Origin of the sequence: Streptomyces sp. NPDC005863, from assembly GCF_042871345.1 — a bacterium.
In the GTDB taxonomy this organism is placed as follows: domain Bacteria; phylum Actinomycetota; class Actinomycetes; order Streptomycetales; family Streptomycetaceae; genus Streptomyces.
Genome location: NZ_JBIAII010000006.1, coordinates 224002 through 245759 on the forward strand (window position 1 = coordinate 224002; position 21758 = coordinate 245759).

At 72.0% G+C, this 21758-nt stretch carries 17 protein-coding genes; 9 read left to right on the forward strand and 8 right to left on the reverse strand.

Features of this window, described 5'->3' with window-relative positions:
* The first annotated feature begins 5 nt into the window (after nt 1-5).
* The 6 genes from ACFYO9_RS22540 (at nt 6) to ACFYO9_RS22565 (ending at nt 10782) form a co-directional block, all read left to right on the forward strand.
* Nucleotides 6-236 (forward strand): MbtH family protein, encoded by a 231-nt coding sequence (locus ACFYO9_RS22540; RefSeq protein ID WP_358774878.1) that lies wholly within the window; start codon nt 6-8, stop codon nt 234-236.
* Complete coding sequence (locus tag ACFYO9_RS22545) at nt 233-7399, forward strand: amino acid adenylation domain-containing protein (protein WP_358774876.1); 7167 nt, start codon at nt 233-235, stop codon at nt 7397-7399. Before ACFYO9_RS22540 ends, ACFYO9_RS22545 begins: the two co-directional genes overlap by 4 nt.
* Complete coding sequence (locus ACFYO9_RS22550; protein ID WP_358774874.1) at nt 7396-8688, forward strand: MFS transporter; 1293 nt, start codon at nt 7396-7398, stop codon at nt 8686-8688. Before ACFYO9_RS22545 ends, ACFYO9_RS22550 begins: the two co-directional genes overlap by 4 nt.
* Entirely contained in the window at nt 8685-9308 is a 624-nt protein-coding gene (locus ACFYO9_RS22555) for a hypothetical protein (RefSeq protein ID WP_358774873.1), read from the forward strand. The genes ACFYO9_RS22550 and ACFYO9_RS22555 overlap by 4 nt, the downstream gene beginning before the upstream one ends.
* Nucleotides 9309-9348: 40 nt before the next feature.
* Nucleotides 9349-10371, forward strand: a complete 1023-nt coding sequence (gntD, locus tag ACFYO9_RS22560; protein WP_358774871.1) for a guanitoxin biosynthesis L-enduracididine beta-hydroxylase GntD — start codon at nt 9349-9351, stop codon at nt 10369-10371.
* Nucleotides 10372-10467: 96 nt separating this feature from the next.
* On the forward strand, nt 10468-10782 hold the full coding sequence (locus ACFYO9_RS22565) for a hypothetical protein (RefSeq protein WP_358774869.1): 315 nt from the start codon (nt 10468-10470) through the stop codon (nt 10780-10782).
* A gap of 15 nt (nt 10783-10797) precedes the next feature.
* Here ACFYO9_RS22565 and ACFYO9_RS22570 read toward each other — a convergent pair whose 3' ends face one another.
* Together ACFYO9_RS22570 and map are read right to left on the reverse strand one after the other, a co-directional pair.
* Nucleotides 10798-11610: an SAM-dependent methyltransferase gene (locus tag ACFYO9_RS22570; RefSeq protein ID WP_358711304.1), complete on the reverse strand. Its 813-nt coding sequence runs from the start codon at nt 11608-11610 to the stop codon at nt 10798-10800.
* A gap of 78 nt (nt 11611-11688) precedes the next feature.
* Nucleotides 11689-12516 carry a type I methionyl aminopeptidase gene (gene map, locus ACFYO9_RS22575; RefSeq protein ID WP_358711306.1) on the reverse strand — a complete coding sequence of 276 codons (828 nt, stop codon included), beginning with the start codon at nt 12514-12516 and terminating at the stop codon, nt 11689-11691.
* 128 nt (nt 12517-12644) lie between these two features.
* Between map and ACFYO9_RS22580 the strand changes: the two genes are divergently transcribed.
* A complete protein-coding gene (locus tag ACFYO9_RS22580) occupies nt 12645-12953 on the forward strand; it encodes a helix-turn-helix transcriptional regulator (protein WP_358711308.1) in 309 nt (102 codons plus the stop codon).
* A gap of 42 nt (nt 12954-12995) precedes the next feature.
* On the opposite strand, the gene ACFYO9_RS22585 is transcribed toward ACFYO9_RS22580, so the two are convergent.
* On the reverse strand, nt 12996-13409 hold the full coding sequence (locus ACFYO9_RS22585) for an organic hydroperoxide resistance protein (protein WP_355807573.1): 414 nt from the start codon (nt 13407-13409) through the stop codon (nt 12996-12998).
* 132 nt (nt 13410-13541) lie between these two features.
* Here ACFYO9_RS22585 and ACFYO9_RS22590 point away from each other — a divergent pair, with 132 nt between their 5' ends.
* Nucleotides 13542-14069 carry a MarR family transcriptional regulator gene (locus ACFYO9_RS22590; RefSeq protein WP_358711310.1) on the forward strand — a complete coding sequence of 176 codons (528 nt, stop codon included), beginning with the start codon at nt 13542-13544 and terminating at the stop codon, nt 14067-14069.
* A 79-nt stretch (nt 14070-14148) separates the two neighbouring features.
* Here the strand turns inward: ACFYO9_RS22590 and ACFYO9_RS22595 are convergent, their stop codons facing one another.
* The 4 genes from ACFYO9_RS22595 to ACFYO9_RS22610 form a co-directional block, all read right to left on the reverse strand.
* Nucleotides 14149-14784, reverse strand: a complete 636-nt coding sequence (locus tag ACFYO9_RS22595; protein WP_358775073.1) for an isochorismatase family protein — start codon at nt 14782-14784, stop codon at nt 14149-14151.
* 23 nt (nt 14785-14807) lie between these two features.
* Nucleotides 14808-16538: a (2,3-dihydroxybenzoyl)adenylate synthase gene (locus tag ACFYO9_RS22600; protein ID WP_358774867.1), complete on the reverse strand. Its 1731-nt coding sequence runs from the start codon at nt 16536-16538 to the stop codon at nt 14808-14810.
* Nucleotides 16535-17764, reverse strand: coding sequence for an isochorismate synthase DhbC (gene dhbC, locus ACFYO9_RS22605; RefSeq protein WP_388666513.1), 1230 nt, complete (start codon nt 17762-17764; stop codon nt 16535-16537). Before dhbC ends, ACFYO9_RS22600 begins: the two co-directional genes overlap by 4 nt.
* 288 nt (nt 17765-18052) lie before the next feature.
* Nucleotides 18053-18868 (reverse strand): 2,3-dihydro-2,3-dihydroxybenzoate dehydrogenase, encoded by an 816-nt coding sequence (locus ACFYO9_RS22610; protein ID WP_358774866.1) that lies wholly within the window; start codon nt 18866-18868, stop codon nt 18053-18055.
* Nucleotides 18869-19166: 298 nt separating this feature from the next.
* Here ACFYO9_RS22610 and rho point away from each other — a divergent pair, with 298 nt between their 5' ends.
* Entirely contained in the window at nt 19167-20318 is a 1152-nt protein-coding gene (rho, locus tag ACFYO9_RS22615) for a transcription termination factor Rho (protein ID WP_358774864.1), read from the forward strand.
* A gap of 13 nt (nt 20319-20331) precedes the next feature.
* On the opposite strand, the gene ACFYO9_RS22620 is transcribed toward rho, so the two are convergent.
* Entirely contained in the window at nt 20332-21603 is a 1272-nt protein-coding gene (locus ACFYO9_RS22620) for a M6 family metalloprotease domain-containing protein (protein WP_355807561.1), read from the reverse strand.
* Nucleotides 21604-21758 lie beyond the last annotated feature (155 nt).

The following is a 21758-nucleotide window of genomic DNA, read 5'->3' on the forward strand; positions in this document are numbered from 1 at the left end:
GCAGCATGGACAGTACAGCCACCAACCCGTTCGAGGACGCCGCCGGCGTGTACCTCGTGCTGCGCAACACCGCCGGCGAGTACTCCCTGTGGCCGGACTTCGCCGACGTACCGGCCGGCTGGAACACCGTCTTCGGTCCCGGCCCGAAGACGGCCTGCGCCGAGCACATCGAGCGGAACTGGACGGACCTGGCGCCCGTGCGCCGGGGCGTCGCGTCGGGGGAAGTGGCTTCATGACCACGCAAGTGCGGCGCTCGGACGCCGATGCCAGGGGTGCGGCGCCGGCGACCGGTCTCGTCGGCCGGTTCGAGGAGCGGGCCGCGCACGCCCCGCACGCGCCGGCCCTGATCGCCGGGGACACCGTCGTCACGTACGGCGAACTCGACGAGCGGGCCAGCCGGGTGGCGCACCGGCTCCGCGAGCGCGGCGTCGGCCCGGAGGACGTCGTCGGGGTGCTCCTGCCGACCTCCCCCGACCTGGTCGCCGCGCTCCTCGGCACGCTCAAGGCCGGGGCGATGTACCTGCCCCTTGACCCCAACTACCCGCCGGACCGCCTCGCGTACATGGTGGCCGACGCCGCGCCGCGCGCGCTGCTCACCACCGAGGCCGCTGCGGCCGCGTTCGACGGCCCGGTCGTGACGGGCGCGGGCGCGGTCCTGTACGTGGACGGCCCGCCCGACGGTGCCGGTGCCGGTAGCGGTACCGGTACCGCATACGAGCCGGACCGCGGCGCCTACACCATCTACACCTCGGGCTCGACAGGACGCCCCAAGGGCGTCGTCGTCACGCACCGCTCCCTGACGAACTTCCTGGACTGCCTCTCGGACCGGTTCCAGGTGCACTCCGGCGACGTGGTGTTCTCCACCACCTCGATCTCCTTCGACATCGCGGGGCTTGAGCTGTACCTGCCGCTGGTGAACGGCGCCGTGGTGCATCTGGTGCCGCGCGAGACCGCCGTGGACGGGGTGGCGCTGCGCCGGTACCTGGCCGAGGCCGGGCCCACGCTGGTGCAGGGCACCCCTGCGCTGTGGCAGCTGCTGCGGGAGGCGGGCTGGCAGCCCGCCGAACTGTCCGGCGCCGCGCGCCTGTTGTGCGGCGGCGAGGCCCTGCCGCAGGATCTCGCCGACTTCCTCGCCACGGGTACGGCCGCGGTGTGGAACCTCTACGGCCCGACCGAGACCACCATCTGGTCGCTCCTGGCACCGGTGGTCGCCGGGGAGCCCGTCGCCGTCGGGACCCCGCTGTGGAAGACCGGGGTCCACATCCTCGACGACCGTCTGGCGCCGGTGGCACACGGCGAGACGGGCGAGCTGTACCTCTCCGGTGACGGCCTGGCCCGCGGCTACCACGGGCGCGGCGCCCTCACCGCGGAACGGTTCGTGGCCTGCCCGTTCGGCGGCACCGGAAGCCGGATGTACCGCACCGGGGACCTGGTGCGTCAACGCGCGGACGGCACCGTCGACTTCGTCGGCCGCGTCGACGAGCAGGTCAAGATCCGCGGCTACCGCGTCGAGCTCGGCGAGATCGAGGCGGCGCTGCGCCGGCTCCCGCAGGTCGCCCAGGCGCGCGTGGTGATGCGCGAGGACGGCCCCGGACCGGCCCGGCTGACCGGGTACGTCGTACCGGCGGCCGGCCACACCCCCACGGCGGACGAGCTGCGCCACGCCCTCGGCGCCTGGCTCCCGGCGTACATGGTGCCCGCCGGCATCGGCGTGCTCGACCGCTTCCCGCTGACCCCTGCGGGCAAGGTCGACCGCAAGGCCCTGCCGCCGGTGGACTTCTCCACCGCCGCCGCGGGCCGCGCTCCCGGCACCCCGCAGGAGCGGGCCGTCGCCGCGCTGTTCGGCGAGGTGCTGGGGCTCGACGGCGTCGGCGCCGACAGCGGCTTCTTCGACCTCGGCGGCAACTCGCTCCTGGCCACCCGTCTCGTCTCCCGCGTCCGGGCCGAACTGGGCGTCGAGATACCGATCCGTACGGTCTTCGACGAGCCCACCCCCGCGGCCCTCGCGCTGCGGCTCACCGACGCCGAGCAGGCCCGGCCCGCCCTGCGGGCGATGGACCGCGGGGCCACGCTGCCGCTGTCGTACGCCCAGCGCGGCCTGTACTTCCTGCACCGGATGGAAGGGCCGAGCGCCACCTACAACCTGCCCGTCGCGGTCCGGCTGACCGGCGAGCTCGACCCGGCGGCGCTGCGCGCGGCCGTCGCCCACCTGCTGCGGCGGCACGAGAGCCTGCGCACCCGGTTCGCGGACGGGCCCGCCGGCGCCGAACAGGTCGTGGTGGACGCGTCGGACCCCGCCGTGGCGGCCGCCGCCGACCTCGCCGTGCACGAGATCACGGACCAGGAACTGCCGGCCGCCCTCGACATCGCGGCGGGTCACCTCTTCGACCTCACCACCGACATCCCGGTACGCGTGGAGCTGTTCCGCACCGGCGCCGGTGAACACGTGCTGCTGCTGTGCGTCCACCACATCGCCAGCGACGGCGCGTCGCTGGCCCCGCTGGTGCGCGACCTCTGCGACGCGTACGCGGCCCACCGCGCGGGCACGGCCCCCACGGCGCCGCCGCTGACCGTCCAGTACGCCGACTACACGCTGTGGCAGCGCGAACTGCTCGGCTCGGCCGACGACGCGGACAGCCTCATGACGCGGCAGGTCGGCTACTGGCGGGCGCAACTCGCGGGTGCACCGGAGCTGTTGGAGCTGCCCACCGACCGGCCACGCCCCGCCACGGCGACGTACCGCGGTGACGTGCTGCCCTTCGAGGTGTCCGCGGAGCTGGCGGGCCGTCTCGCGGAGCTGGCCAGGCGCGAGGGCGTCAGCCTGTTCATGGTCCTCCAGGCGGCCCTCGCGACCCTGCTGACCAAGCTGGGCGCGGGCACCGACATCCCGCTGGGCAGCGTCCTCGCCGGGCGCGGCGACCGCGCCGTCGACGACAACGTCGGCTACTTCGTCAACACCCTGGTGCTGCGCACCGACACCTCCGGCGACCCGGCCTTCACCGAGCTGCTTGCCCGGGTCAGGAGCTCCAACCTGGCCGCGTACGAGCACCAGGACCTGCCGTTCGAGCACCTCGTCGAGGTCCTCAACCCGGCCCGCGGCACCAGCCACCACCCGCTCTTCCAGGTCCTGCTGGTCCTGCAGAACAACGTGGCCCCGCAGTGGCGCCTCGACGGGCTGACGGCCGCGCACGAGGTGGTGGCGACCCGCACGTCGAAGTTCGACCTGACCTTCGAGCTGACCGAGCGGTTCACCGCCGACGGCCGCCCCGACGGGCTCGGCGCCGAGATCGAGTACGCGACCGACCTGTTCGACCGCGCCACCGCCGAGGCCCTGACGCAGCGGCTGCTGCGGGTGCTGCGGTCGGTGACCGACGACCCGGCCCGCCCGCTGACCTCCGTCGACGTCCTCGGCCCCGCCGAGGAGCACCGGATCCTGCGGGAGTGGAACGACACCGGCCATGAGCTGTCCGGCGCGACCTACCCGCAGCTGCTGGCCGACCAGGTGGCCCGTACCCCCGACGCCGTCGCGCTCGTCCACGAGGACACCGAGCTGACCTTCGCCGACCTCGACCGCCGGTCGAACCGGATCGCCCACTGGCTGATCGCCCGCGGCGTCGGCCGCGACGACGTGGTCGGCCTCGCGATGCGGCGCCGCCCCGAGCTGCTGCCCGCGCTCCTCGGCATCCTCAAGGCGGGCGGCGTCTATCTGCCGCTCGACCCGGACTACCCGCCGGACCGGCTGGCCTTCATGGTCGCGGACAGCGCGCCCCGGATGCTCCTGACCACGGGCGACGTCGTCGCGAAGCTGCCCGAGGAGGCGCGCCGGGTGCCGCGCCTGGAGTTCGACGATCCGGCCGCGCTGGACGAGGTGGCGCGCTGCCGCACGGACGCGCCGACGGACGCGGACCGCCGCGCGCAGCTGCGCCTCGACGACCTGGCGTATGTCATCTACACCTCAGGCTCCACCGGGCGCCCCAAGGGCGTCGCGGTCACGCACCGCGGCATCCCCAACCTCGCCCTCAGCTACCTGGAGCGGTTCCGCCTGGAGGAGGGCTCGCGGTTCCTGCAGTTCTCCTCGATCAACTTCGACCCGACCTTCTGCGAGCTGTGCTGCACGCTGCTGGCCGGCGCGACGGTCGTGCTCACCTCGCCCGACGACCTGCTCTCCGCCGACCGGCAGCGCGAGGTCATGGCCAGATACCGGCCGACGCACATCACCTTCTCGCCCACCATCCTCGGCGGCATGGCCGAGGACGCGCTCGCGGAGTGCGGCAACGTGATGGTCGCCGGCGAGGCCTGCCTGCCCGCACTGGCCGCCGCCTGGGCGCCGGGCCGCCGGATGATCAACGCGTACGGGCCGACCGAGGCCACCGTCGACACCCTGTACTGGGAGTGCGGCAGCGGCCCGGACGGCTTCGAGGACGCGTCGGTGCCGGTGGGCCGCCCGCTGAGCAACACCGGCGTGTACATCCTGGACGCCGCGCTGCGTCCGGTGCCGCCCGGCGTCACCGGTGAGCTGTACATCAGCGGCGCGGGTCTGGCCCGCGGCTACCTCGGCAGGCCGGGCCTGACCGCCGAGCGGTTCGTGGCCTGCCCGTTCGGGCCCGCGGGCGCGCGGATGTACCGCACCGGCGACCTGGCGCGCTGGCGTGTGCACGGGGAGAGCGGGGTGGTGGACTTCGTCGGCCGCGCCGACGACCAGGTCAAGATCCGCGGGATGCGCATCGAACTCGGCGAGATCGACGCGGTGTTGAAGGACCACGCGCAGGTGACCCGGTCCGCCGTCGTCGTCCGCGAGGACACCCCGGGCCATCAGCAGCTCGTCGGTTACGTGGTCTCCCCGGCGCACGACGCGAGCAGCGGGCAGCACGGGCTCGCCACCGAACTGCGCCGCCACGCGGCACGACGCCTTCCGGCCCACATGGTGCCCGCCGCCGTCGTCGTCCTGGACACGCTGCCGCTGACGCCCAACGGCAAGCTGGACATGCGGCAGTTGCCCGCGCCCGACTTCGGATCCGGGGCGGGACGGCCGCCGGCCACACCGCGGGAGAAGACGATGGCGGCGCTCTTCGCCGACGTGCTCGGCCTGGCGGAGGCCGGCGCCGACGTCCGCTTCTTCGACCTCGGCGGCGACAGCATCCGGTCCATCCAACTCGTCAGCAGGGCACGCGCGGAGGGCTTCCTGCTCACGCCCCGCGACGTCTTCCACGACCAGACGGTCGAGGCCCTGGTGGCCCGGGCCGCGCAGAACGCCGAGGCGCGCCCCGCGGACGACGAGGCGGCCGTGGACGTGGACGCCTGGGAGAAGATCCTCGGGACGCCCGACCCGGCGTATCCGGTGTCCGAGCACCCCGTGTCCGAGCACCCGGTGTCCGAGCACCCCGTGTCCGGCGCCCCGCTCGCCCCGGGCCGCGGTCGTATCGCCCGGCGCGTGGCCGGCCGGGACGCCGAGCAGCTGCTCACCGGCCTGCCGCACCTCTACCGCTGCGCCCCCGAACACATCGCACTGGCCGCGCTCGCGCCCGTGCTCATCGAGTGGCGCCGCACGTATCTCCCGCAGGCGGGGGCCTGGTTGCGGCTGGACGTGGCCACGGCGACGCCGCGGCGCGCGCATCCGGTACGTCTCAACCCGGGAGCCCCGGACCTGGACAAGGCCCTGGCCGAGCCGCCGTACCTGGCGCGCGTCCTGAAGCGGGTCAAGGAGCAGGTGCGTGCGGTGCCGGACGGCGGCCGCGGCTATCCGGCGCTGCTCGCCGACCCGGAGGCCGCGCGGCGGCTGTCGGCGTACGGGGCGTCCCAGGTGTGCCTGAGGCTGCTGCCCGCCGGTGCGGCCGATGACGGCGACGGCGACGGCGTGCCGGGGGCCGGGGACGATGGCGGCGCGGGCCACGCCCTGCGCGTCGATGTCCGGCCGGACGCGGACGGCACCGCCCTGGAGACCGTGTGGCACTGGGACGCCACCCGGTTCACGGAGGCCGCCGTGGGCGCGCTCGCCGACCGGTGGACGCTCTTCCTGGGCGCGCTGGCCGACCTCGCGGACCACCCGGAGCTCGGCGGACTGACCCCCTCGGACGTCACGCTCGTCGACGTCAGGCAGCCGGCCATCAACCAGCTGGAGGCCGACTACCCCGGCCTCGGCGACATCCTGCCGCTCGCCCCTCTACAGCAGGGGCTCCTGCTGCACACCGCGGTCACCGGCGAGGGCCCCGACCCGTACCAGAGCCAGACCGTGTTCGACCTGGACGGGCCGCTGGACGCCGAGCGGCTGCGGCGGACCGCGCACGCGCTCCTGATGCGGCACGACAACCTGCGCGCCGCGTTCATCCACCGCGGTTCGCAGGCCCCGATGCAGGTGGTGTGCGACCGGGTGGAGGTGCCCTGGACCGTGCACGATCTGTCCGGGCTCACCCCCGCGGAGCAGGAGCGCGCGGAGGCGGAGATCCTCGCCGCGGACCTGGGCCTGCGCTTCGACCTCGCGGTGGCCCCGCTGATGCGCTTCACCCTGCTGCGCCTGGGCGCCGAGCGGCACCGGCTGCTCGTCAGCGACCACCACATGCTGCTCGACGGATGGTCGACGCTGCTGGTGTGGCAGGAGTTCTTCGCCCTGTACCGCGGCGAGGAGCTGCCGAAGGCACCGCCCTTCCGCGACTACCTGGCGTGGCTCGCGGCGTGGGACCGCGAGGCCGCGGTCGCGGCGTGGCGCGGCTATCTGGCGGGCGTCGACGGGCCGACCCGGGTCTGTGCGGCCAAGCCGTCGCCGGATGTCGCGCTGCGCGCCACGGGTGTCACGGTCCCTGCGGAGCTGACCGGCGCGCTGCAACTGCGGTGCGCGCGGGCCGGGGTGACGCTCAGCTCGGCCGTCCAGACCGCGTGGGGTCTCGCGATCGGCCGGCTCACCGGACGCGACGACGTGGTGTTCGGCAACACCGTCTCCGAACGGCCCGTGGACCTCGACGGCATCGAGTCCATGGTCGGGCTCCTGCTCAACACCGTGCCGCTGCGGGTGAACGGCCGGCCGGGCGAACCGCTCGGTGACACCGTGGCCCGGGTGCACGAGGCGCAGCTGGAGACGTTGCCCCACCGCTCCCTCGAACTCTCCGAGATCCAGCGGCTGGTGGGGGCGGGTGAACTGTTCGACGCCTGCTACGTCTTCCAGAACTACCCCGCGGGGACCCTGGAGGAGACCGGCGCCGACGGACTGCGGGTGCGGGAACAGGCGCAGAACCCGCAGGACACGAGAGGGCTCCCGCATTACCCGCTCAGCATCACGGTGATTCCGGGCCGGGAACTCGACATCACCGTCGGATACCACCCCGAGGTGTTCGACGACCACCAGATCAGTGCGCTCAAGGAGTCCCTCATCGGTACGCTCGAATCGATCGCGGCAGGAAACGAATGAAGAACTTTCTGACAATGGTCCGCGAACTTCCGTTCGCGATGAAGGTCCTGCTGGCCTGCAATGCCGCGAGAAGCCTGAGTTTCTTCGCGATCCTCGCCTACATGCCCATCTACCTGTACGACACGGTGGGCATGAGCGGTTCGACCATCGGCTATGTGATCGGTGGCAGCGTACTCGTCGGCACGATCGCGAGTGTGTACGGCGGCTATCTCGCGGACCGGGTCACGAAGATCAACCTGGTCATCGTCCTCGACATCGTGATCATCCTGCTCTATCTCAGCCTCACGGTGATCCACGATCCGTTCACGGTCACGGCCGTGCTGCTGCTCACCAATGTCGCCTCCTCGACCATGGGGGTCGCGGGCAGCGCCCTGCTCTCCGATCTGGTGCCGCCGGAGAATCGCACCAAGGTGTTCTCGCTGCGTTATTCGCTGCAGAACATCGGCGCGGCGGTGGGTCCTTTCCTGGGCGTCGCCGCGGTGGCGGTCGGATCCGGCGGCCCGTTCGTCCTCAGTGTCGGCATCATCGGTGCTTCCCTGCTGCCCCTCATTCTCTTCCGCCAGCGGTTCCTGACCGCCGTCGGTGAGAAGACGGATTCCGCGGTGGAGGAGCCGGCCGCGGAGCCGGTACCCGAACGGGTCGAAGAGGAGAGCGAGGAGGAGACCCCCAAGTTCCGCCAGGTCCTGAAGGTGATGGGGACGGACCGCCGCCTCATGTACTTCACCATCGGCGGCATTCTCAGCATCGTGGCGTACGGGCCGCTGCTGACCTTCATGTCGCAGTACCTCATCATGGTCGAGGACCGCGCCACCGCCTATGAGCTGGTCGCCTACATCTCGGCCGCCAACGCCGTGGTGGTCATCGCCTCCCAGTACGTCCTCGGCAGTCGGCTGAAGCAGGACACCCTGCTCAGGTGGCTGACCATCGGTAGCGCCGCCTTCGTCGTCGGGCTGCTCGCGATGTCGCTCTCCACGAACGCCATCGTCCTCGTCGTCGCCGTGGCGGTCTTCAGTCTCGGCGAGGTCGTCGTGGTGCCCGCCGAGTTCACCTTCATCGACTCCATCGCGCCCGAGAAGCTGCGCGGCAGCTATTTCGGCGCACAGAACCTCATTCACATCGGCATTTCCCTGGGCCCGATCCTGTGCGGCTTCCTCCTCCAGCACTTCGCGCCGGTCGTCATGTTCTACGTCCTGATCGCGATCGTCGTGGCCAGCTGGTGGTTCTACGTCATCGGCTGCCGGGCCACGACACCTGTTCGTGCATCAGTGAAGGTGGAGACTTCCGCATGAGCTTCGAGGAGATCACCCAGAAGACGTACTGCCCCTTCGCCAAGCCGTCGAAGATGGGCCCCGGAATCACCATCAAGACCGCCGACGTCAAGAGTGAGCTGAAGGAGCACCGGGAGGTCATAGCGGAATTCTTCCGCACCGCCGCCGAGCTCTCCAAGGACGGCATGATCCTCACCTTCGAGGACCCGTCCCTCGGCGGCACGCTGGACGCCCTGGTGGACCTGACGCGGTGCTTCTACACCACGCTCGACGAGATGTTCGTCAGCGTCTACATCCCCGAAGATCCGCGGCCCGACGAACGCTGGTACGCGATGATCGAGGGCGAACTGTTCTTCGTCGTGTCCTTCGCCCCCTGCTATCCGGAGACCTCGCCCCGGTACACGTACGGCGATCAGCGGACCTATTTCCTGGTGCAACCCTGCAGCACGTTCGAGCGGCAGGCCAAAGCGATCGACCGGCAACGCGTGGGAATCCAGCGTGCTTTCGCCGCGGTCGGCAAACCGTACGACGCGCGACTGGCCAATGTGCCGAACGACATGTTCAAGGCGGTCATGCCGATAGCCCCCCTCGACCGTCACATCGCGTGGTGGGAAACGGAAGACGGCGCAGCGGGAAAGTAGCTGTGGCGTGGGCGCGCACGAGACCAGAAACGAGAATTTCATGAGTCAGTACCACGGCATTTTGAGTTACGACCTGTCCACCGAGGAAATATCCTCCCTGCACCGGTTGCTCGACGCACCGGACGTGGCACGGAACGATCCGGGCGACCCGGCGTTCTACGACAGTGCCTGGGAGCTGGTGGCACGGGTACCGGTCGGACTGCGCCGGTTCCTGGAGGAGTTCCGGCGCAACGACGCGGCCGCCGCGTTCATGCTGCGCGGCTTCGGTGTCGACGACGACGCCGTCGGCCCGACGCCCCGCAACTGGGCGGAGGCCGCCGCCGCGGGCCGCACCCGCAGGGAGGAGCTCTTCCTCGCGCTGATGGGCGAGTGCCTCGGCGAGGTGTTCAGCTGGCCCACCCTGCAGTCCGGGCGGCTGATCCAGAACGTGCTGCCCATCGCCGGCGAGGAGGGCGAGCAGAGCGGGCACGGCAGCGATGTGCTCCTCGAATGGCACACCGAGGACGCGTTCCACCCCTACCGCTGTGACTATCTCGCCCTCTTCGGCGTCCGCAATCACGACCGGGTGCCGACGACCCTGGCCTCGGTCCGGGACGTGGAGCTTTCGGCGGACGCCCGGCAGGTGCTGTCCGAGCAGCGGTTCTACATCCTGCCCGACGACGAGCACCTGCGTCAGCTCGCCGTTCAGCGGCCCAACGACCCCGGGCTGCTGCGGGTGCGCGCGATGCGGGAGGACCCCACGCCGGTCGCCGTGCTCTTCGGCGCCGCGGACTCCCCGTACCTGCGCATCGACCCGTTCTTCATGCGCTGCGTCGACGGTGACGCCGAGGCGGAGCGGGCGCTCAAGGAGCTGGTGACGGAGCTGGAGCGCGCGCAGCAGGACGTGGTGGTGGAGGCCGGCAACCTGCTGGTCGTCGACAACTACCTTGCCGTGCACGGCCGTCGGGCCTTCACGGCACGGTACGACGGCACCGACCGCTGGCTGCAGAAGGCCGTGGTCACCCGTGACCTGCGCAGGTCGCGCTCCGCGCGGGACTCCGCCGCGGGACGCCTTGTCGTCTGAGCACGGCGGTGGCGGCCCACGCGGCCGCCACCGCGGCACGGCCGCAGTGGCGGACACCACATGTGGGCGTCGGGGGCAGCCGGTACCGTGAGCCGTATGACTGCCCACTCGGATGACGACGGTGACCACGAGGACGCCCCCTCGCCCGGGGAGGACGTGGCCGGCCAGGAGCGTGACTACTTCGAGAACCGGCGCCTCATCCAGGACTTGGACGACGACGACGCCGGGCGGCGTGAGCGGCGTCGGCTGAGGGTGCAGGAGCGGAAGATGCATCTGCGGGTCCGCATGCACCGCTACCAACGCCAGCAGGACCCGGGACCGTTGCAGCGGGACATGGTGCTCCCGCCGCTGCCCGCGGACGACGATTCCTACGGCCAGGACACCACGGACTACGACGACGACCGGTACTAGGGGTCGTCGCGGGCCTCAGGGTTTCACCGCCACGGCGCCGAACTGGGGGAGCGTCGGGGCGGAGCCGCCGTCGGGGCGCCAGTGCGAGCAGGAGACCAGGCCCGGCGCCAGGAGGTCCAGGCCCTCGAAGAACGCGGCGATCTCCGTGCGGGTGCGGGCGGTGATCGGCGGGGTGGCGTTCTCGTTCCAGAACCGCATGGCCTCCACGTTGCCCTCGCCGTCGAGGTCGGCGTCCGTGGTCGGATGGGTCAGGACGAGGAAGCTGCCGGAGGGGACCGCGGCCATGAAGCGGCGCACGATGTCCCGTGCCTCGTCCGTGTCCGTGACGAAGTTGAGGATGCCCAACATCATCACGGCCACGGGGCGTTCGAGGTCGAGCGTCGACGAGGCGCCCGCGATGACGTCGTCCGGGCGGCGGATGTCGGCGTCGATGTAGTCCGTCGCCCCCTGCGGCGTGCCGACCAGCAGGCTGCGGGCGTGGACAAGCACGATCGGGTCGTTGTCCACGTAGACGATGCGGGACTCCGGGGCGACCCGCTGCGCTATCTCATGGGTGTTGTCCAGGGTCGGCAGCCCCGTGCCGATGTCCAGGAACTGGCGCACCCCGCGCTCCGCGGTCAGGAAGCGGACCGCGCGGCCCAGGAACTCGCGGTCCGCCCGCGCGACGTCCCGGATCACCGGGAACATCGTGGCGACCTGGTCGCCGACCTGCTGGTCGACCTCGTAGTGGTCCTTGCCGCCGATCCAGTAGTTCCACACCCGCGCGTTGTGGGCGATCCCGGTGTTCAGCCTGTCCGGCACGTCCGACGGGCGCTCGTTCCCAGTCACTTCGTCCCCTGCCCTCTCCCCGCACGGCCTCGTACGTCCTTCGTACGGTCCTCGCGCGGGCCTCGCCATTGTCGTGCTTCAGGACGACGGTGTACGGGAGTTGGGGGCGGTGGCCGTGCCCTGTTCCTCCGCGAGGCGGCGCGGGCGGGTCGTCAGGATCAGCGGGGCGTCCTCCGTGACGGCGACCGTGTGCTCCGAGTGGGCCGTGCGGGAACCGTCGGCCGAGCGGATGGTCCAGCCGTCCGGGTCGTACACGATCTTGTCGGTGCCGCGGGCGAACCAGGGCTCGATCGCGATGGTGAGGCCCGGCCGGAGCTTCCAACCCCGCCCCGCACGCCCGTCGTTGGGGATGTGCAGGTCCTCGTGCATCGTGCGGCCGATGCCGTGGCCGCCGAACTCCAGGTTGACCCGGTAGCCGTACTCCGCGGCCACCGCGCCGATCGCCGCCGAGATGTCGCCGATGCGGTTGCCGGGGCGGGCGACCCGGATCGCGGAGTCGAGGGCGACCTCCGTGGCCTCGATCAGCCGGACGTCCTCCGCCGCCGGCGTGCCGACGATGACGGTGTGGGCCGAGTCCGCCGACCAGCCGTCGATGGTCACGGCCATGTCCATGGTCAGCACATCGCCGTCGCGCAGCTTGTACGGGTGCGGCAGTCCGTGCAGCACCGCGTCGTTGACCGACAGGCACACCACGTTGCGGAACGGGCCCTTGCCGAACGACGGGGCGTAGTCCCAGTAGCAGGACACCGCGCCGCGCTCCTCGATGCGGCGCCGCGCGTGGTGCTCCAGGTCCATCAGGTCGACCCCCACCGCGGCGAGATCGCCGAGCTCTTCGAGGACCTGGCCGACGAACCGGCCGGTCACGTGCATGCGCTCGATGTCCCTGGGCGACTTGTGTTCGATCACTGCGGTCCTCTGTTCCCCGAGGTGTGTCCGGCCATGAGTGGTCGGCTGCTGGCCGGTATATTTATACCAGGGGGCGCCGAGGGGCCGGACGGTTGCCGGTCGAAGACGGGCGCCCCTACCCTGTCCGCATGGTTCGCCACCCGCTCGCCCCCGAACAGATCGAGGCGGGCCGACGCCTCGGGGCCGCGCTGCGCGCCGCCCGGGCCGGGCGCAGCCCCGTCGACGTGGCCCTCGCGGCCGGGATCTCGCCGGAGACCCTCCGCAAGATCGAGACCGGCCGGCTGCCCACGCCGGCCTTCGGCACCGTCGTCCGCCTCAGCGAGGTGCTCGGCGTGCCACTCTCCGAGCTGGCCCGCGTCTGGCGCGTCGCCCCGGACGAGGGCGCGGGGCCGGGGCTCGGGACCGGGTCGGGCCTGGCGCTGAGCGAGGCTTCGTGACCCGCGGGCTCACGCCCGTACCCCCGTACCCCGTGACGCCCGCTATTCGATGACGAGCTCCACCGGGATGTTGCCGCGGGTCGCCTTGGAGTAGGGGCAGAACGCGTGCGTCTTGCGCAGGAGCTCCTCGCCCGCGGGGCCCTGCAGGTGGTCCGGGAGCTCGGCCCGCATGACCACGGCGAGGCCGAAGCCGCCGTCGGTGTCCTTGCCGATGCTGACCTCGGCGGTCACCGACACGTCCGTGACGTCGATCTTCTCCTGCCGGGCGACGTTGCCCATCGCGCTCGCGAAGCACGCGGCGTACCCGGCGGCGAAGAGCTGCTCGGGGTTGGTGCCCTGGCCGTCGCCGCCCAGGGCCACGGGGAAGCCGAGCCGCAGGTCGATCTGGCCGTCCGAGCTGACGGCACGGCCTTCGCGCCCGTTGGCGGTGGCCACGGCGGTGTACAGCGCGTCCATGGTGTCCCTCTCCTCGTTGTGTGCTGCGTACGTCGGTGTGTGGTGCGTACGTCGTTGTGTGGTGCGTACGAGAAGTAGAGCACGCAATTAAGTTGTGCACAACTGAATGGGGCGTCGAGGTAGCCTGGCCTCATGGAGAAGGCACAGGCCGGGTCGAGCGGCGACGGTGTACGGGACGAGCAGGACTTTCTGCGGCTCGACGAGCAGATCTGCTTCTCGCTGCACGCGGCCGCCCGCGCCTTCAACGGCGTCTACCGCACCGCGCTCAAGGATCTGGGGCTCACCTACCCGCAGTACCTGGTGATGCTCGTGCTCTGGGAGCACGGCGAGCTCCCCGTCAAGAGGATCGGGGAGCGGCTGCGGCTCGACTCCGGCACGCTCTCGCCGCTGCTCAAGCGCCTGGAGGCGGCCGGCCACGTGGAGCGGCGGCGGAGCCCGGAGGACGAGCGGTCCGTGACCGTCCGGCTCACCGACGACGGGGTCGCGCTCCGCGAGAAGGCGCGGGCCGTGCCCCGCGCCATCGCCGAGGCCACGGGGCTGTCCCTGGGGGAGGTCAGGGACCTGCGAGCCCGGCTCGACGCGCTGACCGCTGCCCTCGACGGGGCGGGGTCCGGCGCCGGCCTCCGGGCCGGGCGAGCGTCGGACGTCTGCGCGGGCTGACCGCGTCGGGTCCGTCGGGGGGCGTCGAAGGGGAGCCCGAGCCGGCCCGAGCCGAGCGACCCCCTCGACGCGAGCCGCCCTACACCCCCGCCCCGAACACCGCCCCCGCCGTCGTCACCACCGCGCACTTCCCCGCCGCCCAGCGCAGCGCCATCGCGTGGTCGTCCGCCGAGAAGTCCGCCACCGCGTCGGCCACGACGAACGCCTCGATGTCCTGCATCCACGCGTCGCACGCCGTCATCAGCACGCCGATGTGGGCGTAGACGCCGGTGATCACCAGCTGGTCGCGGCCCTGTTCGCGCATCCGCTCCAGCAGGTCCGTGCGGACGAAGCCGCTGTACTTCCACTTGGTGAGGACCGTCTCGGCGGGCGCCGGGCCGATCTCGGCCGCGATGGCCGCCGCGTGCGCGTCGTCGGGCAGCCCGGGACCCCAGAAGTCCTGCTGGAGTCCGCGCTCGGCGGGGGTCTGGCCGCCCGGCTGCGCGGTGTGCAGGACCGGCACGCCGAGCCGGGTCGCCGACCGCTTCAACTCCGCGACGTTGGCGAGCAGTTCGGGTACGGGTGAGGCCGTCCGGTCGTACGCGGAGAGGAAGTAGTTCTGCAGATCGTGTACGAGGAGGACGGCGCGGGACGGGTCGACCTTCCAGTCGACGCGGTTCGCCGGCAGCGCGTCGGCCGACGGCATCGGATAGGGCGTGATGGCGGGCAGGGCCATGGTGGTGGGGTGTTCCGTTCCGGTCAGGCGGATGGGGCGGGGGAGGAGGGGGAGGAGCACGAGGACGGGATGGACGGGATGGACGAGGTGGATACGGTGGACGGAGAAGGCGCGGCGGACGCGGGGGTGCGGGCCGACGCCGCGCGCAGGTCCCTCTTCGAGATCTTGCCGACCCCCGTCTGCGGGAACGCCGTCACGAACTCCACCCGGTCCGGCACCTTGTAGGAGGCGAGGCCCCGTTCGCGTACGAACTTCTTGACGGCGACCGGCTTCAGCGGCTCCGCGTCCGCGCGCAGGATCACGTACGCGCAGGTCCGCTCGCCCAGGTACGGGTCGGGCTCGGCGACCACGTTGGCGTCGTGCACGGACGGGTGGGCGAGGAGATGGTTCTCCACCTCCTCGGCCGCGATCTTCTCGCCGCCCCGGTTGATCTGGTCCTTGGCCCGGCCCTCGACGACGATGTGGCCGGTCTCGGTGCGGCGTACGACATCGCCCGTGCGGTAGAAGCCGTCCGCCGTGAAGGAACGCGCGTTGTGCTCCGGCGCCTTCCAGTAGCCGCGGATCGTGTACGGGCCGCGGGTGAGCAGATGCCCCGTCCCGCCCGTCGGCACGTCGTTGTCCTCGTCGTCGACGACGCGGATCTCGTCGTCCGGCGAGATCGGGCGGCCCTGCGTGGTGACGATCGTCTCCGTGTCGTCGTCCAGGCGCGTGTAGTTGACCAGGCCCTCCGCCATGCCGAAGACCTGCTGCAGCGTGCAGCCCAGCGCCGGCTTCACCCGGCGCGCCGCCTCCTCGCTGAACTTCGCGCCGCCCACCAGGAGGACCTCCAGGCTGCTCAGGTCGTACGGGGTGGTGGTCGCCGCATCCGTCCAGAGCAGGGCGAGCGGCGGGACCAGGCCCGTGAGGGTGACGCCCTCGGCCTCGATGAGGGGGAAGGCGGTCTCGGGGCCCGGCCGGGGGCAGAGCACGACGCGGGCGCCCGCGTACAGCGCGCCCAGCGAACCCGGTGACGACAGCGGGAAGTTGTGCCCGGCGGGCAGCGCCACGAGGTAGACGCTGTCCTCGTCGACCGCGCAGATGCCGTTCGAGCCGCGCAACGAATACATGTAGTCGTCGTGGGTGCGCGGGATCAGTTTCGGTACGCCCGTGCTGCCGCCGGAGAGCTGGAGGAACGCCAGGTCGGATGGGGCCGGGGGATCCGTGATCCCGGCCGGTTCGGCGGTGACGTCCGACAGCGCCTCGAACGGTCCCGGGTCGCCGTCGGCCACGAACACATGCCGCAGCGTGGGGACTTCGTCCACCAGCTTCGCCGCGAGCCCCCGGTGGTCGAAGCCGCCGAGCTCCTGCGGGATGACGTACGCCGCGGCCTCCGTGAACTCGCAGAAGTAGCGGATCTCCGTCTCGCGGTGCGCGGGCAGCGCGAAGACCGGGAGCGCGCCGATGCGGAACAGGGCGAAGACGGTCTCGAAGAACTCGGCGATGTTGGGCAGTTGGACGACCACCTTGTCGCCCTTGGCGATCCCTCGGGCCAGCAGGCCCGCCGCCAGGCGGTCGGCCCGGTCGTCGAGCTCGGCGTAGGTCCAGCGGCGTGGCGCCGGGCCCGCCGGGTCCACGATCGCCACGCGGTCGGGGTGGTCGGCCGCGCGCTCGCGCAGCATCTGGCCGAAGGTCTCCCCGCGCCACCAGCCCGCGGCACGGTAGCGGGACGCGAACTCCTCGGGCCAGGTGGGGGCTTCGGGGGTGTACGCGTTCACAGGGTCGCTCCCACCGCGTTCAGGAACGTACGGAACTTCGCGCCCGTCTCCGCCGTCTCCGCCTCAGGATCCGACGCGGCGACCACGCCGGCGCCCGCGTACAGCCGCAGACTCCGTTCCCCGGCCTCCGCGCAGCGGATGGTCACCACCCACTCGCCGTCCCCCTTCGCGTCGCCCCAACCGACGACACCCGTGAAGAAACCGCGGTCGAACGGTTCCGTCGCACGGATCACCTCCCGCGCGGTCGCCGTCGGCGTGCCGCACACCGCGGGGGTGGGGTGCAGGGCGCAGGCCAGTTCCAGCGCGGACACGGCCGGGTCGGTGAGCGTGCCGGTCACCGTGGTCGACAGGTGCCACATCGTCGCGGTGCGGACGAGGGTGGGGCGGGCCGGCACGGTCAGCTCCGTGCAGTGGGCGGCCAGCGCCTGGTGCACGCCGTCCACCACGACCGCGTGCTCGTGCAGGTCCTTGGCCGACTCCAGGAGGGCGGCCGCCCTGCGCACGTCCTCGGCGAGGTCGGCGCTGCGGGGCGCCGAGCCGGCGAGCGGGTTCGCCACGATCTTGTGGCCGCGGCGCGAGACGAGGAGTTCGGGGCTGGCGCCGATCAGGGTACGGCCGGGGGCCGTGGGCAGCGCGAAGACGTAACCGGCCGGGTCGCGGCGGGCCAGGCGCTGGAGCATCGCGGGGAGGTCCAGCGGGGCGGGCGCGGTGAGTTCGAGGGTGCGGGCGAGGACGACCTTGCTGAAGTCGCCGCGCCACATGCGGTCCACCGCGGCGGCCACGCCCGCGCGGTACTCCTCCGGAGCGGGGACCGGGCGGATGCGCCAGCCGGTCGCGTCCGGAGTCTCCGTCGGCAGGGCGATCAGGGGGTCCGCGGCGAGCGGGGGCGCGGTGTGCGACGTTTCGGGGACGGTGAGGGCGGCGGGGGCGGTGTGGTCGAAGGGGACCGCGCCGATGACGTACGGGTCCGCGACTCCGGCGCGGTGTGCGGCGGTCAGGGTGGCGGTGACGCGGTGCGGCAACGGTCTCTCGTCGTGCGGGACTTCCGCGTGTACGCCGGTGGTGAGCAGGGTGCGGGTGGGGGTGCCCAGGAAGCGGGCGGGCGGGGTGTAGGCGGCCAGGAGCGCGGTGGCTGCGCCTGCGACGGGGTGGGGGTGGGGGTGCGAGTGCGGGTGCGGGTGCTCGGGGGTCTGGGCGGGTGGGGCGACCTCGGGTGCGGTCGGCACGGGGGCTCCAATCTTGGGTGCGGGTGCGGGTGCGGGTGCGGGTCCCGGGGCGGGTGTGGGTGCGGGTTCCGGGTGCGGGGCGGGTTTCTGTCTTGGCTGCGGGTGCGTCCGTTGCGCCTTGGGTTCGCTTTTGGGTGCGGGGCCGCGGGGGTATGTGCGTACTCGCCATCCACTGTTCGCCACGCCTCGTGGGCAACGAGGCCACCGTGTGCTCGGTGCTCCGTGCGCACATACCCCCGCGTCCCCTCCCGAGCGTGGGCGGGTGCGGCTCGGTGGGGCGGTTGCTTTTCAGCGCAGGGTTGCTCCGCCGTCCACGTACAGCTCCTGGAGTGTGATGTGGCGGGCGCGGTCCGAGGACAGGAACAGGACTGCCTCGGCTATGTCCTGGGGGGTGGCCATGCGGCCCAGGGGGATGCCTGTGCGGTACGTCTTGAGGTCGCCGTCCAGGACGCCGGGCGGGGGTTCGGGGGACGTGGCGTCGGGCCAGAGGGCGCGCTGCATCGCGGTGTCCGTGGTGCCGGGGGCCACGACGTTGCAGCGCACGCCGCTGCGGGCGACCTCCAGGCCGAGGCATTTGGTGAAGGCCGTCGCCGCTGCCTTGGACGCTGCGTACGCGGCCATGCCCGTGCGGGGGATGCCCGCGGCGTTGGAGCCCACGGTGATGATGCAGCCGGAGCCGCGCGCCGTCATGTGTGCCGCGGCCGCGCGGGAGGTGTGGAAGACGCCGGTGGCGTTGACGGCGAAGGTCTCGGCCCAGTCTGCGTCGGTCAGTTCTAGCGCGGGGGAGCTGCGGAGGATGCCTGCGACGTTCACCAGGAGGTCGAGTGCGCCGTGGTCGCGGACGATGTCGGTGATGACGGTGCTGACGGTGGTCGCGTCGGTTACGTCCATGACTCGGGGGGTGACCGTGCCGGTCGACTCGCCTGTGGCGTGGGCCAGTTCGTTGATGCCGTGCGTTGCACGGTCCGTGGCGACGACGTGTGCGCCCCGTGCCGCGAGGGCGGTGGCGACCGCTGCGCCGATGCCCTGGCCCGCGCCGGTCACCAGCGCCGTGCGCCCGGCGAACTCGTCTGTGGGTGACGCGTTCGGTATGTGCTCGGGCATGGTGCCTCTCCCAACTCGTTAGGTGAGCCTAACCTAACTTATCGGTCTGGTGGGTCGTTGGTGGTGGGTTAGGGCGGGGGTCTTTCGCGGTTCCCTGTGTTACCTTGCGAGTGGTACGTGTGTACGCCCCGTCTCGGGCGCCCGTGCCTCCCGGCCTCTGTCGGGATCTGCCGGACCGTCGCTTCGGTCCTTTTTCCTCTGCTGTTGAAACGCAGTTCTCTTTTCGTCCGTCGTTGCGGGGCGTGGTCATGTGCCGACCCGCGCCGGGCCCGCCTGTCCGCGAAAGGGCACACCTCTCATGACCATCACTGAATCACCTGCAACTGCCATTGCCTGTACGGGAGTTCTCGACGTCGGGCGCGACGGGCGAGGGTCCCTCCGGGAGTCCGACTGCCTGCCCCGACCTCATGACGTGCAGGTACCCGCCGCCGTCATCCGTCAACTCGGGCTGCGCACCGGCGACTTCGTCGAGGGCGTCGTGGGGCGGCCGCGCGTGATCGCCGGGGCCGAGCGGGTCAACGGGCGGGCGGTCGGCGCCCTGCGCGGCCGGCCACGCTTCGCCGACCTCACCCCGCTGCATCCCCGCGAACGGCTCCACCTGGAGATGCCCGGCGGGCCCGTCGCCGGGCGGCTCGTCGATCTCGTCGCGCCCCTCGGCAAGGGGCAGCGCGGGCTGATCGTCGCCCCGCCGCGCACCGGCAAGACCGTGCTGCTCCAGCAGATCGCCGCCGCCGTCGCCCGCAACCACCCCGAGTGCCACCTCATGGTCGTCCTCCTCGACGAACGGCCCGAGGAGGTCACCGACATGCGGCGCTCGGTCCGCGGCGAGGTGCTCGCCTCCACCTTCGACCGGCCCGCCAAGGAACACATCGCCCTCGCCGAACTCGCCGTCGAGCGCGCCCGGCGCATGGTCGAGGACGGGCGGGACGTCGTCATGCTCTTCGACTCGCTGACGCGGCTGTGCCGCGCGTACAACAACGCGGCCTCCAGCGGCGGCCGCACCCTCAGCGGTGGCGTCGACGCCTCAGCCGTGCAGGGGCCCAAGCGGCTCTTCGGCGCCGCCCGGCTCGCCGAGGAGGGCGGCTCCCTCACCCTGCTCGCGACGGCGCTCGTGGAGACCGGATCGCGCGCCGACGACTACTACTTCGAGGAGCTGAAGAGCACCGGCAACATGGAGCTGTGGCTCGACCGCTCCATCGCCGGGCGCCGCGTCTACCCCGCCGTCGACGTCACCCCTTCCGGCACCCGGCGCGAGGAACTGCTCGTGCCCGGCGAGGAGTTGACGGCCATGCGCGGGCTGCGCCGGGCCTTGCGCGGCCGGGACGGGCAGAGTTCCTTGGAGGCGCTGCTCGAACAGCTCGCGAAGACCCCGAGCAACGCGGCGTTCCTGCGCCAGGTCCGGCAGACCGTACCGGGGGCGCACATCCGCGGGGACGCTACGGCCGCGTGACGTGCACGCGACGCTACGGCCGCGTGACGTGCACGCGGTACTCGCCGGCGTCGTTCACGCCCGCCACCGTCACCCGGATCCCCGTCTTGCGGTCGGTGAAGGTCTCGCCGACGCCGTACGTCGCGTCGGACAGCTCCGCGTGCACGTTGGGGCGGTGCGTGCAGCCGCCGCTGTCGGGCTTGGAGTCCGACACCGTGACCGGGCCGTGGCCGGTGTCGACCTCCGCGTCCACCCGGTAGATCAGGACGCCCGGCTTGCACACCGCCTCGTCGTTGCCGCCCTCGGTGCGGGCCTCGATCGCGAACCCCGCCTTCTCGTCGAGCGGGGCGAACGCCAGCTTCGTACCGCCGGTGCGGGACAGCGGGGACAGCACGTGCTCGGTCGTGCCGGAGCTCGCGGCGCAGCTGACCTGGTCGTCGTCGAGCCAGCCCAGCTTCCACTTGTGCCAGGCCACCAGGTCGTTGTTGGCCCCCCAGTCCTCGCTCATGATGTCCCAGTGCCCCGCCGCGCCGCCGCCCTCCTGGGTGTAGAGGTCGGGCAGGCCGAAGACGTGGCCGTTCTCGTGGGGCAGGACGCGGTACCCCGTCTCGCCGTAGCTGCCCGAGCCGTCGTCCTGGCGGCTGTAGACGAACGACGCGTTGGAGACGGGCACGCCGTCCGCGATGGGGGCCTCGTGGTTGCCCGCGAAGGTCACCGACAGGACGGTGTCGAGGGCGGAGGGGCCCGCGTTCGGGGTGATCAATATGTTCACGAGGTCGTACGAGCGGAAGTCCACGTCCGGGTCGGCGGTCGCCACGATGTCCTCGACGAGCGTGCGGTAGCCGGGGTCGAAGGGGGCGCCGCGCTCTATGCCGTACTTCGCGAAGCTCTTGGGCATCCGCAGCCAGTGCTTGATCGGGGATTCGGGGCGGTAGTCGAGGCGCCCGTACGAACTGGTCCTGAACCACTTCGACGTCTGCGGGAAGAACTCCGCGAGCCGGTCGAGGGCGCTGCCCCGGCCCTGTGCGTCGGAGAAGTCGATCATGAGGTTCAGGGCCCGGACGGTGCCGGTGGAGCGGGCGTAGCCGGGCGATGTGGGCACGCCCTCCGACATCTGCACGCCCATCGCGCCGCTGATCATGCAGGGTGCGAGCGTGGCGCCGCGGGCCAGGGCCACCGGTCCCGCCGCGCTGGGCGACTTCTCCATCAGGCGGCCGGTGCTCGCCGACGTGGTGACCGCGAGGGCGAACGCCGAGAAGGAGGCGAGGGCGGCGCTGCGTATGTGTCGCCAGGTCGGCTGCTGCATGCGTGGCCTTCCGCTCCGCGGCAGCCGCCGGTCCTGGCTGCACCCTGTCCGATCACCCTCTGCCGGGGGGTGCGCGTGCGCTCGCTGGGTGCGACCGATCGTGGGTTTCTCGCCGGAACAGGTGTGACCCGGCTCACATGGATCCAGGTGGGTGA